This window comes from Marinobacter sp., assembly GCF_041687235.1.
Taxonomy (GTDB): Bacteria; Pseudomonadota; Gammaproteobacteria; order Pseudomonadales; family Oleiphilaceae; genus Marinobacter.
Genome location: NZ_JAWLCH010000010.1, coordinates 24,463 through 38,448, shown reverse-complemented (window position 1 = coordinate 38,448; position 13,986 = coordinate 24,463). Strand labels below are relative to the sequence as shown.

13 protein-coding genes are annotated in these 13,986 nt (G+C 59.5%); 8 read left to right on the top strand and 5 right to left on the bottom strand.

The window, feature by feature from the left end:
• Positions 1–181 precede the first annotated feature (181 nt).
• From ACESMK_RS14160 to ACESMK_RS14150, 3 genes are read right to left on the bottom strand one after another with little or no spacing between them, the layout of a single operon-like run.
• Positions 182–1,363 carry a thiolase family protein gene (locus tag ACESMK_RS14160; protein ID WP_372999984.1) on the bottom strand — a complete coding sequence of 394 codons (1,182 nt, stop codon included), beginning with the start codon at positions 1,361–1,363 and terminating at the stop codon, positions 182–184.
• Positions 1,364–1,379: 16 nt separating this feature from the next.
• Positions 1,380–2,531: an acyl-CoA dehydrogenase family protein gene (locus ACESMK_RS14155; RefSeq protein ID WP_372999981.1), complete on the bottom strand. Its 1,152-nt coding sequence runs from the start codon at positions 2,529–2,531 to the stop codon at positions 1,380–1,382.
• Positions 2,532–2,555: 24 nt separating this feature from the next.
• A complete protein-coding gene (locus ACESMK_RS14150) occupies positions 2,556–3,317 on the bottom strand; it encodes a 3-hydroxyacyl-CoA dehydrogenase (RefSeq protein WP_372999978.1) in 762 nt (253 codons plus the stop codon).
• 104 nt (positions 3,318–3,421) lie between these two features.
• On the opposite strand from ACESMK_RS14150, the gene ACESMK_RS14145 reads away from it, so the two are divergent.
• The 8 genes from ACESMK_RS14145 (at position 3,422) to ACESMK_RS14110 (ending at position 12,939) form a co-directional block, all read left to right on the top strand.
• Positions 3,422–3,868 carry a MerR family transcriptional regulator gene (locus tag ACESMK_RS14145; RefSeq protein ID WP_372999975.1) on the top strand — a complete coding sequence of 149 codons (447 nt, stop codon included), beginning with the start codon at positions 3,422–3,424 and terminating at the stop codon, positions 3,866–3,868.
• Between the two features lie 23 nt (positions 3,869–3,891).
• Positions 3,892–5,061 (top strand): isovaleryl-CoA dehydrogenase, encoded by a 1,170-nt coding sequence (locus tag ACESMK_RS14140; RefSeq protein WP_372999972.1) that lies wholly within the window; start codon positions 3,892–3,894, stop codon positions 5,059–5,061.
• A gap of 207 nt (positions 5,062–5,268) precedes the next feature.
• A complete protein-coding gene (locus tag ACESMK_RS14135; protein WP_372999968.1) occupies positions 5,269–6,876 on the top strand; it encodes a carboxyl transferase domain-containing protein in 1,608 nt (535 codons plus the stop codon).
• Between the two features lie 14 nt (positions 6,877–6,890).
• On the top strand, positions 6,891–7,694 hold the full coding sequence (locus ACESMK_RS14130) for an enoyl-CoA hydratase-related protein (RefSeq protein WP_372999965.1): 804 nt from the start codon (positions 6,891–6,893) through the stop codon (positions 7,692–7,694).
• Positions 7,695–7,699: 5 nt separating this feature from the next.
• Positions 7,700–9,703, top strand: a complete 2,004-nt coding sequence (locus ACESMK_RS14125; RefSeq protein ID WP_372999962.1) for an acetyl/propionyl/methylcrotonyl-CoA carboxylase subunit alpha — start codon at positions 7,700–7,702, stop codon at positions 9,701–9,703.
• A complete protein-coding gene (locus tag ACESMK_RS14120) occupies positions 9,703–10,608 on the top strand; it encodes a hydroxymethylglutaryl-CoA lyase (RefSeq protein WP_372999959.1) in 906 nt (301 codons plus the stop codon). Before ACESMK_RS14125 ends, ACESMK_RS14120 begins: the two co-directional genes overlap by 1 nt.
• A gap of 14 nt (positions 10,609–10,622) precedes the next feature.
• Positions 10,623–11,198: a peroxidase-related enzyme gene (locus tag ACESMK_RS14115; protein WP_372999956.1), complete on the top strand. Its 576-nt coding sequence runs from the start codon at positions 10,623–10,625 to the stop codon at positions 11,196–11,198.
• A gap of 52 nt (positions 11,199–11,250) precedes the next feature.
• On the top strand, positions 11,251–12,939 hold the full coding sequence (locus ACESMK_RS14110) for an AMP-binding protein (RefSeq protein WP_372999953.1): 1,689 nt from the start codon (positions 11,251–11,253) through the stop codon (positions 12,937–12,939).
• 71 nt (positions 12,940–13,010) lie between these two features.
• Here the strand turns inward: ACESMK_RS14110 and ACESMK_RS14105 are convergent, their stop codons facing one another.
• Both ACESMK_RS14105 and ACESMK_RS14100 read right to left on the bottom strand, forming a co-directional pair.
• Positions 13,011–13,406: a hypothetical protein gene (locus ACESMK_RS14105; RefSeq protein WP_372999950.1), complete on the bottom strand. Its 396-nt coding sequence runs from the start codon at positions 13,404–13,406 to the stop codon at positions 13,011–13,013.
• The gene (locus ACESMK_RS14100) at positions 13,407–13,964 is read right to left on the bottom strand and encodes a DUF305 domain-containing protein (protein ID WP_372999947.1); all 558 of its coding nucleotides are present in this window, start codon (positions 13,962–13,964) and stop codon (positions 13,407–13,409) included.
• Positions 13,965–13,986: the final 22 nt, after the last annotated feature.

The following is a 13,986-nucleotide window of genomic DNA, read 5'->3' as shown; positions in this document are numbered from 1 at the left end:
GCATTGAAGGCTAGCAAATCATGGGCTTGGCCGCATGACTGATATCAAGTCAGGCTTTCTGGGAAGCGGTAGGTCGGATTAGCCCGTAGGTCGGATTAGCGAAGCGTAATCCGACAAAAGCTGTTGGATTACGCCTGCGGCTAATCCAACCTACAAGGTTACAGGGAACCATTGCACCAAATCAGATCAACTCAATAGCAACCGCAGTCCCCTCGCCACCACCAATACACAGCGAAGCCACACCACGCTTTAAACCACGCTGCTTGAGGGCATTGATCAGGGTGATGATGATCCGCGAACCTGAAGAGCCGATCGGATGCCCCAGAGCACAGGCGCCGCCGTGGACGTTGACCTTTTCAGCGGGGAGCTTCAGCTCGTTCATGGCCGCCAGGGTGACCACGGCAAAGGCTTCGTTGATCTCGAAGAGATCCACGTCGTCCACGGTCCAGCCGGCTTTCTTGAGCACCTTCTCGATGGAGCCGATGGGCGCCAGGGTGAACTCGGCCGGCAGGCGGGCGTGGGTGGCATGGGCCACGATGCGGGCCTGGGGTGTCAGGCCGCGAGCGTCAGCTTCGGCGGCGGAGGCCAGCACCAGGGCAGAGGCGCCGTCGCTGATGGAGCTGGAGTTGGCCGCGGTCACAGAACCATCTTTGGCGAAGGCCGGTTTCAGGTGTGGGATTTTTTCCGGCTTGGCGTTGCCCGGCTGTTCGTCGGTGTCGACTTCGGTGTCGCCACCACGGCCGGATACGGTGACCGGAACAATCTCGTCACGGAACCAGCCGTTTTCGATGGCGGCCAGGGATTTCTGCAGGGAGCCGATGGCGAATTCGTCCATGGCCTGACGGCTGATGTCGTATTTATCAGCGGTACGCTGGGCGAAGACACCCATAAGGCCGCCTTCGTAGGCGTCTTCCAGGCCGTCCAGGAACATACTGTCCATTACCTGGCCGTGGCCCATGCGCATGCCGGCGCGGGCCTTGGGCAGCAGGTACGGCGCCTGGCTCATGTTTTCCATGCCGCCAGCAATCATGAAGTTGTTGGTGCCTGCCTTGATCTGGTCATGGGCCATGATCACAGCCTGCATGCCGGAGCCGCACATCTTGTTGATGGTGGTGCAACCGGAGCTGTCGGGAATGCCGGAGGCACGGGAGGCCTGGCGAGCCGGGGCCTGGCCCAGGCCGGCGGGCAACACGCAGCCCATGATCACTTCCTGGATATCCGCCGGCTGAAGGCCAGAGCGTTCAATGGCGGCCTTGATGGAGATGGCGCCCAGCTCCGGGGAGCGCACGGAGCTGAGGGAGCCCATCATGCCGCCCATGGGAGTACGCGCTGATCCTGCGATGACTACGTCGTTGTTGCTCATGGTTTTCCTCACTTAATCAGGCTTTGCCTAGCACGGAACGGGCAATGATTTCTTTCATGACTTCCGAGGTGCCGCCATAGATTCGCTGCACCCGCGCGTCAATAAAGGCCCGGGAAATCGGGTATTCGGTGGTGTAACCGTAACCGCCAAACAGCTGCAGGCAGCCATCGGCCACCCGGCACTGCATTTCGGTGGCGCTGTACTTGGCCATGGAGGCGGTCGGTGCATCCAGTTCACCCAGGTCGTACTGGTCGATGCACTGGTCCACGAATGCCTTGTTTACCCGGTAGTCAGTTTCCATGCGCGCGATTTCAAAACGGGTGTTCTGCAGTTGGGCCAGCTTCTGGCCGAACAGTTCCCGTTCCTGGGCGTAGGCGATGGTCAGGTCCAGGGAGCCACGGGCCGCCGCCACGCCCAGTGCACCGATCACCAGTCGCTCCCGGGGCAGTTCCTTCATCAGGTACACAAAGCCCTGCCCTTCTTCGCCGAGGAGTGCGGACGCCGGGATACGCATGTCGGAGAAGAACAGTTCGGAGGTATCACCGGAGTGCTGGCCAATCTTGTCGAGGTTCCGGCCTTTGCTGTAGCCCGGCAATGAGGTGTCCACCAGGAACAGGCTGATGCCGCGTGCGCCGGCTTTCGGGTCGGTTTTTGCAGCGACGATGACCATGTCGGCGTGCTGGCCGTTGGTGATGAACGTCTTGGAACCATTAAGGATGTACTCATCACCATCTTTCACCGCGCTGGTGCGGATCGCCTGCAGGTCACTGCCGGCGCCGGGTTCGGTCATGGCGATGGCGCCGACGGCTTCACCGGAGACCAGCCTGGGCAGCCACTGTTGCCGTTGCTCTTCGTTGCCCATGTGGCTCAGGTAAGGCGCCACAATGTCCGAGTGCACCATCACGTTGGTGGACAGCGCGCCGAATCCCATTCGGGCGAGTTCTTCACCCACCACCACCGAGAACTGGAAAGGCGCACCGATCCCGCCCCATTCTTCAGGCACATCCACACACAACATCCCGGCGTCGCCCAGGGTGTTCCAGAGCTCGCGGGGCACCAGCCCGGATTTTTCCCAGGCTTCGTAGTGCGGCGTGACTTCCTTTTCCAGGACCTTGATCACGGAATCCCGGAACATCGCCAGTTCTTCTTTATCAACAGACACGGTCATGTATGTCTCCTGCAATTGAATGCTTCACTTGGGCGCCATGCGAAGCGCGCAGTCCAGACGAATCACTTCGCCATTGAGAATCGGGTTGCGCACCATCTGGTCCACCATCATGCCAAACTCTTCCGGTTTGCCGAGACGCTTCGGGAACGGCAGGGTGGCTGCCAGGCTTTCCTGAACTTCCTCGGGCATACCCGCCATCATGGGCGTCATGAACAGGCCCGGTGCAATCGTATTTACACGGATGCCCTCGCGAGCCAGCTCACGGGCCGACTGCAGGGTTAGCGATACCACGCCGCCCTTGGAGGCACTGTAGGCGGCCTGGCCAATCTGGCCCTCGTAGGCGGCCACCGAAGCGGTATTGATGATCACACCCCTCTCACCGTCTGCGTTGGGTTCCCGCTGGGCCATGTCTGCTGCCGCCAGGCGCAGAATATTAAAGGTACCAATAAGGTTGACCTGAATAACCTTGCTGAAGTTCTCCAGAGGCATCACGCCCTCGCGGCCCAGAATCTTCGAGGCGGTGGCAATACCGGCACAGTTCACCGCGATACCGCAGGGACCATGCGCTTCACGGGCGGCGTTGATGGCGGCTTCGGCGCTGTCCGGGGAACTGACATCGCATTTCAGGAAGATACCGCCAATCTCCGCGGCCACTTTCTCACCCTGCTCCTGTTGAAGATCAAGAATAGCGACCTTGCAGCCGGAAGCTGCCAGTGCGCGCGCGGCACCCTCGCCCAGCCCGGAGGCACCGCCTGTTACAATGGCTGCCACATTTTTGAATTCCATCGTTCACTCCCCTTTTCAGGATTCTGTTTGTTAAAAATCGGACCCTAAAACTACTTTACGTTTACGTAAACTTTATCTAACCTAAGTCTAAAAAGGAAATCCCAATGGACATTAAAAAGACATACAGCATCAGTGAGCTCGCCAAAGAGTTCGACGTAACAACCCGGAGCATTCGTTTCTACGAAGATCAGGAGCTGCTCAAGCCCACGCGGCGCGGGCAGACGCGGATCTTCAGCTCAAAGGATCGCGTGCGTCTGAAGCTCATACTGCGAGGCAAACGCATGGGCTTCTCTCTGGCGGAAACCAAAGAGCTGTTTGACCTTTGGGACGAGACCCTAAGTGGCAACGAAAAACAGCTGCTCAAGATGCTGACCATTCTGGACAACAAACGGGCACAGCTGGAACAACAGAAAAACGACATTGCCCAGGCAGAAATGGAAATGGATACAGCCGAAGCCCGGTGCCGGGAAGCCCTCGCCGAGCTGCAGAAAAAAAAGAAACAGCAGGCCCCGGCCAACGACGAAGCCAGGCAGACCGCTGAACACAAATGACAGAAAATCAAAGGTAGCCAACAATGAAATCACAGTACTCAGAGCTCAACTTCGGTCTTGGTGAAACCCTCGACATGCTCCGTGAGCAGGTCAACGGCTTCGCCGCTTCCGAAATCGCACCCCGCGCCGAGGAAATCGACCGCAACAACGAGTTTCCCATGGACCTGTGGCGGAAAATGGGCGACATGGGCCTGCTGGGTATCACTGTGAGCGAAGAATACGGCGGCTCCGACATGGGCTACCTGGCGCATGTGATCGCCATGGAAGAAATCAGCCGTGCGTCCGCCTCCGTTGGCCTCTCCTACGGAGCCCACTCCAACCTGTGTGTAAACCAGATTCACCGCAACGGCACCGAAGAACAGAAACAGAAATACCTGCCGAAGCTCGTCAGCGGCGAACACATCGGCGCCCTGGCCATGTCCGAGCCCAACGCCGGCTCTGACGTCATCTCCATGAAACTCAGCGCCAAAGACGCCGGTGATCACTACATCCTCAACGGCAACAAAATGTGGATCACCAACGGCCCGGATGCAAACACTTACGTCATCTACGCCAAAACCGACACCCAGGCCGGCTCCAAAGGCGTTACAGCCTTCATCGTTGAGCGCGACGCTCCGGGCTTCAGCCGTCACCAGAAACTCGACAAACTCGGCATGCGCGGCTCCAACACCTGCGAGCTGGTGTTCGAAGACTGCAAAGTACCCAAGGAAAACGTCCTGGGCGGTGTTGGCAACGGCGCCAAAGTCCTGATGAGCGGCCTCGACTACGAACGCCTCGTCCTCTCCGGCGGCCCGCTGGGCATCATGCAGGCCGCCATGGACGTGGTGGTTCCCTACATCCGCGAGCGCAAACAGTTCGGCCAGGCCATCGGTGAATTCGAACTGGTACAGGGCAAAGTCGCCGACATGTACACCTGGATGAACACCGCCAAGTCCTACGTCTACATGGTTGCCATGTCCGCCGACCGCGGCGCGGAAACCACCCGTAAAGACGCCGCCGGCGCGATCCTCTACTCCGCCGAAATGGCCACCAAAATCGCCCTGGACGCCATCCAGCTGCTCGGCGGTAACGGTTACATCAACGAGTACCCGACAGGTCGCCTGCTGCGCGACGCCAAGCTGTATGAGATCGGTGCCGGAACGTCCGAGATTCGTCGGATGCTGATCGGTCGCGAGCTGTACCTGAACAAATAAAACGCAGCTTGAAGCCAGAAGCCGTCCGCAGCCGGAAAATCCGGGGACGGCTTGCACCCAAAGTACGACGAGGGACTGGCAGGGTGTCTTTCCGGGAATGTCGGCGGCCATGGATGGCCGACGCCAAGCGCACAGGGATGTGCTAGTAGCGGTTCCCGGAAAGACACCCTGCCAGTCCCGCCGCCCCGAACCTCGAGGCCCGAAAAAATGACAATACTTCAAAGCAAGATTAACCCCAGGTCCGAAGAGTTCCAGGCCAATCAGGAATCCATGGCCCAGGCCGTAGCCGACCTGCGCGACAAAGTTTCCACCATCCAGCAAGGCGGCGGCCCGTCCTACCAGGAACGCCACATCGCCCGCGGCAAACTCCTGCCACGGGAGCGCATCAACCGCCTCCTGGACGACGGCTCCCCCTTCCTGGAAATCGGCCAGTTCGCTGCCTATAACGTCTACGACGAAGAAGTCCCCGCGGCAGGCGTGATTGCCGGAGTGGGTCGCGTCTCCGGCACCGAATGCATGATCATCGCCAACGACGCCACCGTGAAAGGCGGCAGCTACTACCCGCTGACGGTGAAAAAACACCTGCGCGCCCAGGAAATCGCCCTGCACAACCGCCTGCCCTGCATCTACCTCGTAGATTCCGGCGGCGCCAACCTGCCAAGACAGGACGAAGTCTTCCCGGATCGCGACCACTTCGGCCGCATCTTCTACAACCAGGCCAGAATGTCTGCCGACGACATCCCCCAGATCGCCGTCGTTATGGGCCTGTGCACCGCCGGTGGCGCCTACGTACCCGCCATGGCCGACGAATCCATCATCGTCCGCAACCAGGGCACCATCTTCCTGGCCGGACCGCCACTGGTCAAAGCCGCCACCGGCGAGGTAGTCAGCGCCGAAGATCTGGGCGGTGCCGACGTACACTGCAAAATCTCCGGTGTGGCCGACCATTACGCCGAGAACGACGCCCACGCCCTGGAAATCGCCCGGCGCAGTGTCTCTAACCTGAACCGGCGCAAACCAACGGATGTGGAAATCCGCAAGCCCAAGGCCCCCCTGTACGACGCCGAAGAAATCTACGGCATCGTCGGCACCGACCTGCGCAAGCAGTTCGACGTACGCGACGTGATCGCCCGCATCGTCGACGGCTCCGAATTTGATGAATTCAAACGCTACTACGGCCAGACCCTGGTCACCGGTTTCGCCCATATCCACGGCTACCCCGTGGGCATTATTGCCAACAACGGCATCCTGTTCGGCGAGTCTGCCCAGAAAGGCGCACACTTTGTTGAACTCTGCTGCCAGCGCAATATTCCGCTGCTGTTCCTGCAGAACATCACCGGCTTCATGGTCGGCCAGAAATACGAATCCGAAGGCATCGCCAAACACGGCGCCAAGATGGTGATGGCTGTAGCCTGCGCCAACGTACCCAAGATCACCGTACTCATCGGTGGGTCTTTCGGCGCGGGCAACTATGGCATGTGCGGTCGGGCCTACAGCCCGGACTTCCTGTGGATGTGGCCGAACGCCCGCATCTCCGTGATGGGCGGCGAGCAGGCTGCCGGCGTCATGGCAACGGTCAAGCGGGAAGGCATGGAGCGCAAGGGCCAGGAATGGAGCGCCGAGGCAGAGGCTGAATTCAAGAAACCGATCATCGACACCTACGAGCACCAGGGCCACCCATACTACGCCAGTGCCCGCCTCTGGGACGACGGCGTCATCGACCCGGCCCAGACCCGCGAAGTGGTTGCCCTTAGCCTGTCTGCCACCCTTAACCGCCCGGCCAAACCGACACGCTTCGGCGTGTTCCGGATGTAATCGGGGAGACTGACATGACAGACACCGAATCCGCAGTTCTGCTCAAACACCGTGCCGAAGGCATTGCCGAGGTGGTCCTGAACCGCCCGGACAAGCGCAATGCCTTCGACGACGTGATCATTCAACAACTGATCAACACCCTCACCGAAGTGAGCTCCAACACCAAAACCAAGGTGGTGATCCTGCGCTCCGAAGGCAAGCACTTCTCCGCCGGAGCCGACCTTGGCTGGATGCGCCGGATGGCCGATAACGGCCACAAGGAAAATCTGGACGACGCGCGCCAGTTGGCACGCCTGATGGAAGTGCTCAACGGCATGCGCAAACCGGTGATTGGTCTGGTACAGGGCGCAGCCTATGGCGGAGCCGTGGGTCTGGCTGCCTGCTGCGACATCGTGATTGCCACCGAACAATCCAGCTTCTGCCTGAGCGAAGTCAAGCTGGGCCTGATCCCTGCGGTTATCAGCCCCTACGTGGTGCGCGCCATTGGTGAACGGCAAGCCCGTCGCTACTTCCTGTCTGCCGAAGTGTTTACGGCCCGGCAGGCACAGGATTATGGCCTGGTGCACATCGTCTGTGAGGATGTCGACGCCATGGAAAGCCGTTGCAACGAGATGGTGAGGCAACTGGCTTCAAACGGCCCCGAAGCCATGAGGGCCGCCAAGGACCTGGTCTATGCCGTCAGCCACAAGCCGATTGATAAGGACGTCATCGAAGACACCGCGCACCGCATTGCGGATATCCGGGTGGGTGAAGAGGGACAGGAAGGGCTCAATGCCTTCCTGAACAAACGCAAGGCCAACTGGGTTCCGGAGGAATAACAACAATGTTCAGCAAGATTCTGATTGCCAACCGGGGCGAAATTGCGTGCCGGATCATACAAACCGCCCACCGCATGGGCATCCGTTGCGTCGCCGTATACTCGGAAGCCGACGCCAATGCCCGGCACGTTGCCATGGCCGACGAAGCTTTCCACATTGGTCCCGCCCCCAGCTCCGAGAGCTACCTCAGGGCCGAAAAAATCATCGAAATTGCCAAAAAGAGTGGCGCTCAGGCGGTTCACCCGGGCTATGGTTTCCTTTCGGAAAACACGGCCTTCGCCGAAGCCTGTGAAGCCAACAACATTGTCTTCATTGGCCCGCCTTCCTCGGCCATTGCCGCCATGGGCTCCAAGTCTGCGGCCAAGGCCATCATGGAAAAAGCCGGTGTACCCCTGGTGCCCGGTTACCATGGCGACGACCAGTCCGTTGAAACCCTGCGGGCCGAAGCCGAGAAATGCGGCTTCCCGCTGCTGCTCAAAGCCGTCGCCGGTGGCGGCGGCAAGGGCATGCGCGTGGTGAATAACATGGGCGAGTTCGACGATGCCCTGGCGGCCGCCAAGCGGGAAGCCCAGAACGCCTTCGGCAACCCGGACATGCTGATCGAACGCTACCTGACCCAGCCACGGCATGTGGAGATTCAGGTCTTCTGCGACAAGGATGGCAAGGGCGTGTATCTGGCCGAGCGTGACTGCTCCGTGCAGCGCCGCCACCAGAAAGTCCTGGAAGAAGCCCCGGCCCCCGGCCTGAGCGAAGACACCCGCAAGGCCATGGGTGAGGCCGCCGTGCGCGCCGCCCAGGCCATCAACTACGTGGGTGCCGGCACCGTTGAATTCCTGTACGACGTGGACGGTTCCTTCTTCTTCATGGAAATGAACACCCGCCTTCAGGTCGAGCACCCGGTCACCGAAATGGTCACCGGCCAGGATCTGGTCGAGTGGCAGCTGAAAGTCGCCTGGGGTGATGCCCTGCCCCTGGACCAATCCCAGGTGAAAACCCGGGGCCACGCCCTGGAAGCTCGCATCTACGCCGAAGACCCGGACCAGGATTTTCTGCCGGCCACAGGCAACCTGCGCTACCTGAGCACCCCGGATGAAAGCGCCCATGTACGGGTGGATACCGGCGTCACTGAAGGCGACGACATCAGCATCCACTACGACCCCATGATCGCCAAGCTGATCGTGTGGGACGAAACCCGGGACCAGGCCATCAACCGCATGGTCCAGGCCCTGGAGCACTACCGAATTGCCGGCGTGAAGACCAACATCCGGTTCCTGCACGCCCTGGCCGACGCCCAGCCATTCCGGGAAGCAGACCTGACCACCGGTTTCATCGAGGATCACCGGGAACTGCTGTTCCCGAAATCCAAGCTGGATACCCACAAGGCCCTGGTACTGGCCGCCGGTTTTGTTCTGGAGCAGCGCAAATCCCGGGAAGTGGTCAGCACCGACCCCTGGTCACCGTTTGGCCGCCAGAACAGCTGGCGCATGAACTCCGAATACGCCCAGCCCCTGCAGTTGCAGGTCGGTGAAGAGATTCACGACCTCAAGGTGCTGGAGCGCGACGACCGCTACCAGGTGTTCGTGGGCGACAGCGTCTACAACCTCACCGCCCGGCTGGACGACGATTACCTGCAGGCCGTCATCAACGGCCACCGCATCAGCATCCACGGCAACCTGCACAACGACCAGCTGGTGCTGTTCTACGAGGGCGACACCTTCAACTGCACCGTGTACAAGGAAAGCTACGGCTTCGAGGAAATGGCCGGTGAAGGCAGCCTGGCCGCGCCCATGAACGGCGCCATCGTGGCCGTGCAGGCCAAAGTCGGCGACAAGGTCACCGCTGGCCAGAGCCTGGTGATCATGGAAGCCATGAAGATGGAGCACGCCATCAAGGCCCCGGCCGACGGCGTGGTCACCGAGATCTTCTTCACCGAAGGCGACCAGGTATCCGAAGGTGCCGAACTGATTGCCATTGAAGTCACTGCAGACGCGGAAGAGGAGGCAGGCTGATGGCCTTTCCCAAACAGGTTCGCCTGGTTGAGATGAGCCCCCGGGACGGACTCCAGAATGAGCCCGGCCCGGTGATCGCCACCGCCATCAAAACCGGGCTGATCGACCGCCTGGCCGACAGCGGCCTTAGCCACATCGAAGCCGCCAGCTTCGTGTCCCCGAAATGGGTGCCACAGATGGGCGATGCCGCCGAAGTGATGGCCGGCATCAACCGCAAGGCTGGCGTTCGCTACTCCGCTCTCACTCCGAATCTCAAAGGATTTGAAGGGGCTCTGGCAGCGAAGGCCGACGAAGTGGCCGTGTTCGGCGCGGCCTCCGAATCCTTCACCAAAAAGAACATCAACTGCACCATCGCCGAAAGCCTCGAACGCTTCGCCCCGGTGGTGGAAGAAGCACGCAAACACGGCATCCCCGTGCGCGGCTACGTCTCCACCGTCATGGGCTGCCCGTACGAAGGCGACATCGCCCCGGAACAGGTCGCTCACGTGGCCAAAGCCCTGTACGACATGGGCTGCCACGAAATCTCCCTGGGCGACACCATCGGCGTGGGCACCCCGATCAAAGCCAAACGCATGCTCGAAGCCGTCGCCGCCCATGTGCCCATGGAAAAACTGGCCGCCCACTTCCACGACACCTACGGCCAGGCACTGGCCAACCTGTATGCGGTGCTGGAAGAAGGCGTGAGCGTCATCGATGCCTCCGTCGCCGGCCTCGGCGGCTGCCCCTACGCCAAGGGTGCCTCGGGCAACGTCGCCACCGAAGACGTGCTATACCTGCTTAACGGCCTTGGCATCAAAACCGGCGTCGATCTCGACAAACTGGTCGCCACAGGCGACTGGATATGCAGCCAACTAAATCGCCACAACGGTTCCAAAGTCGGCCAGGCAATGGGCGGTAACTGTTAAAACCAGGAGTAGTCATGAGCAACAAAAATGTGGTCGCACTGGATCTGCCAATTCCCGAGATCAGCGACATGCCGGAAGACACCCAGAAGTACTTCCAGATCTGCCAGGAAAAGCTGGGCATGATCCCGAACGTACTCACCGCCTACAGCCAGAACCTCAAACAACTGGAAGGCTTCACCCGCCTGTACAACGAGCTCATGCTTGGCGAGGGTGAACTCTCCAAACTGGAGCGGGAAATGGTGGCCGTGGTGGTCTCCTCCGAGAACAAATGCTTCTACTGCCTGGTGGCCCATGGCGCCGCCGTACGTGTACTGAGCGGCGATCCCCAGTTGGGTGAGCACATGGTGATGAACTACCGTAGCGCCAAACTCGACAAGCGCCAGCGGGCCATGCTGGATTTTGCATCCCACCTTACCCGCTCGCCGGCCACCGTCACCGAAGAGGACATCCAGGCCCTGCGGGATGCCGGACTCAGCGACCGGGGCATTTGGGATCTCAGCAACCTGATCGGTTTCTACAACATGTCCAACCGCGTGGCGATTGCCAGCGATATGCAACCTAATCCCGAGTATCACAGTCAGAGTCGCTAGCAGGTAAACCACCCTGCTCGCCCTCGAATACAAAAACAATGGAGGCAGAGATATGAGCAAGACTCTACCAAGCTATACCAGCGGAACCGCCGAAGCTCCCCTGCTCGGCATGACCATTGGCGAAATGCTCGACCGCACCGCCGAGAAGTACCCGGACAACGAGGCCCTGGTGTGCCTGCACCAGGACATTCGCTGGACCTACAGAGAATTCGTAGAAAAAGTCGACGAAGCCGCCCGGGCCTTCATGGCCATCGGCGTCAAGCGCGGCGACCGCGTGGGCATCTGGTCCCCCAACCGCTACGAGTGGACCGTAACCCAGTTCGCCACCGCCAAGGTCGGCGCCATCCTGGTGAACATCAACCCGGCCTACGGCGTGCACGAACTGCAATACGCCCTGAACCTGGCCGGCATCACCACCCTGGTAACAGCGGACAGCTTCAAAGCCTCCAATTACCGCGAAATGATCTACGAGCTGGCCCCGGAGCTCAAGCGCAGCGCCCCCGGCAAGCTCAAGGCTGACCACGTGCCCGAGTTGCGTGCGGTAATCAACGTGCACGAAGACAAGCACGACGGCATGTGGACCTGGAAAGAATTCCTCGGCTTCGCCAGCGACATCTCCGAAGACGATCTGAACAAGCGCCAGAGCGAACTGCAGTTCGATGACCCCATCAACATCCAGTTCACATCCGGTACCACCGGCAACCCGAAAGGCGCCACCCTCACCCACCACAACATCCTCAACAACGGATACTTTGTGGGCGAGAGCCAACTTCTGACCGAGAAAGACCGCCTGGTGATTCCGGTGCCCCTTTACCACTGCTTCGGTATGGTCATGGGCAACCTGGGTTGCATCACCCACGGCTCTACCATGATTTACCCGGGTGAAGGCTTCGAACCCAAGTCTGTACTGCAGGCGGTGCACCAGGAAAAAGCCACCGCCCTGTACGGCGTGCCCACCATGTTCATCGCCGAACTGGCCGAGCCCGAGTTTGAAAGCTATGACCTGTCCAGTCTGCGCACCGGCATCATGGCTGGCTCCATCTGCCCGGCGGAGGTGATGAAAAAGGTCAACGGCAAGATGAACATGAAAGAGGTTCAGATTGCATACGGCATGACCGAAACCAGCCCGGTTTCCACCCAGACCAGCTCCCTGGACCCGTTCGAGAAACAGGTAACCACCGTGGGCCGCACCCAGCCACATCTGGAAACCAAGATCGTGGACCCGGCCAACGGCAATGTCGTCCCCCGTGGCGAAATCGGCGAGCTCTGCACCCGTGGCTACAGCGTGATGCTGAAGTACTGGAACAACGAAGAGAAAACCCGCGAGGCCATCGACAATGCCGGCTGGATGCACACAGGCGACCTGGCCACCATGGACGAAGAGGGCTACATCCAGATTGTTGGCCGTATCAAAGACATGGTGATCCGCGGCGGCGAGAACATCTACCCGAAAGAAATTGAGGAGTTCCTCTACACCCACCCGGCCATCGAAGAGGTGCAGGTAACCGGCATTCCCGATGACAAGTACGGCGAAGAGCTGATTGCCTGGGTCAAGCTGGCTCCGGATGCAGCGCCGGTCACGGCCGAGGACCTGCAGGCCTTCTGCAAGGGCAAGATCGCCCACTTCAAGATCCCGAAGAACTACAAGTTCGTGGATGAATTCCCGATGACTGTCACCGGGAAAATCCAGAAATTCAAGATGCGGGAGATTTCTATTGAGGAGATGGGGTTGAAGAAGTAATCGCTGCCCCTGCTTAGTGAAAACCTTCAGACCCCGGCTTATTGTCGGGGTTTGTTGTTTCCGCTCCGGTATTATAGGCCGTGGAGTTCTCTATCAGTAGCTTTCAGCATGGCCCGAATGCGGTCAATGTGGACTTGAGAATCCCTGGCCCGCTGGGCGACCGATGAGGGAGGCTTTCTGCTTTCGTTGTTACTCATCGTTTCGAGCAGGTTCTGGCGCTCCTCAAACATTCTCAGCGCAACCCAGAGCGTTTCTTCAATCTTTACTGTTTGTTGAGCGAGCAACACCGAGGAGGTAAACGCATGGCCGGTATGACAGCGATATCTAAGAAGGTCCCCGTCTGCCACCTTCCATAGCACCCCGCCACAGTCCGGACAGTTGTATGGCACCTGCTCGCCGAGCGCCTCGACAGAAGGCAAATCACTCAAGACCCGCTGTGCAATCTTTGCCTCGATGACGCCGCTCACTCATCGCACCACCTGCTCGATCTTGCGCTCCATTTCGGGGGTTATCTCGGTAGAACGAGGGGGAAGCTCAGCCTCGCCCCTTTCTCCGTTTTGTGCAATGTCACTCAGGAGCAGTTTCATTTCGGCTATTTCGCGAACCTGAGCCGCAATGATCTCATCCGCGAGCTTGCGAACACGTGGGTCGCTGATGCTCGCCTTCCGCGAGTTGTTTATGGCAATCGAGTGGTGGGGAATCATAGATTTCATGAAATCAACATCCCCGATTACCAACTGGCCTCTATTCGCGAACAGCAAGAACACGCCCAATAGTGAAGCCAGAACAAGAACGGCGATTTTTGTTCCCATCCCTTTGTACATAGACCACATGAACGCCAGCATCACAACGGTCATGACGCACCCCATAACCAGAGAAGCGATCAGACGGTTTAAGCTGAGCAATGCGTGGTCGAATGAATAGACAAGCTGATACATCAGAAAAAACATGATAAAAGTCGAGGTCGCGATCATTGCCGCAAACCGGCCCCAGCCCATTCCCATCATCTGCTTTTGTTGGTTCATTCCCAGCCCTCCTGATTGGCTC

Coding starts and splice junctions, on each gene's coding strand:
- ACESMK_RS14160 (WP_372999984.1), bottom strand. CDS start 1,363: ATGAGCAACAACGACGTAGTCATCGCAGGATCAGCGCGTACTCCCATG.
- ACESMK_RS14155 (WP_372999981.1), bottom strand. CDS start 2,531: ATGACCGTGTCTGTTGATAAAGAAGAACTGGCGATGTTCCGGGATTCC.
- ACESMK_RS14150 (WP_372999978.1), bottom strand. CDS start 3,317: ATGGAATTCAAAAATGTGGCAGCCATTGTAACAGGCGGTGCCTCCGGG.
- ACESMK_RS14145 (WP_372999975.1), top strand. CDS start 3,422: ATGGACATTAAAAAGACATACAGCATCAGTGAGCTCGCCAAAGAGTTC.
- ACESMK_RS14140 (WP_372999972.1), top strand. CDS start 3,892: ATGAAATCACAGTACTCAGAGCTCAACTTCGGTCTTGGTGAAACCCTC.
- ACESMK_RS14135 (WP_372999968.1), top strand. CDS start 5,269: ATGACAATACTTCAAAGCAAGATTAACCCCAGGTCCGAAGAGTTCCAG.
- ACESMK_RS14130 (WP_372999965.1), top strand. CDS start 6,891: ATGACAGACACCGAATCCGCAGTTCTGCTCAAACACCGTGCCGAAGGC.
- ACESMK_RS14125 (WP_372999962.1), top strand. CDS start 7,700: ATGTTCAGCAAGATTCTGATTGCCAACCGGGGCGAAATTGCGTGCCGG.
- ACESMK_RS14120 (WP_372999959.1), top strand. CDS start 9,703: ATGGCCTTTCCCAAACAGGTTCGCCTGGTTGAGATGAGCCCCCGGGAC.
- ACESMK_RS14115 (WP_372999956.1), top strand. CDS start 10,623: ATGAGCAACAAAAATGTGGTCGCACTGGATCTGCCAATTCCCGAGATC.
- ACESMK_RS14110 (WP_372999953.1), top strand. CDS start 11,251: ATGAGCAAGACTCTACCAAGCTATACCAGCGGAACCGCCGAAGCTCCC.
- ACESMK_RS14100 (WP_372999947.1), bottom strand. CDS start 13,964: ATGAACCAACAAAAGCAGATGATGGGAATGGGCTGGGGCCGGTTTGCG.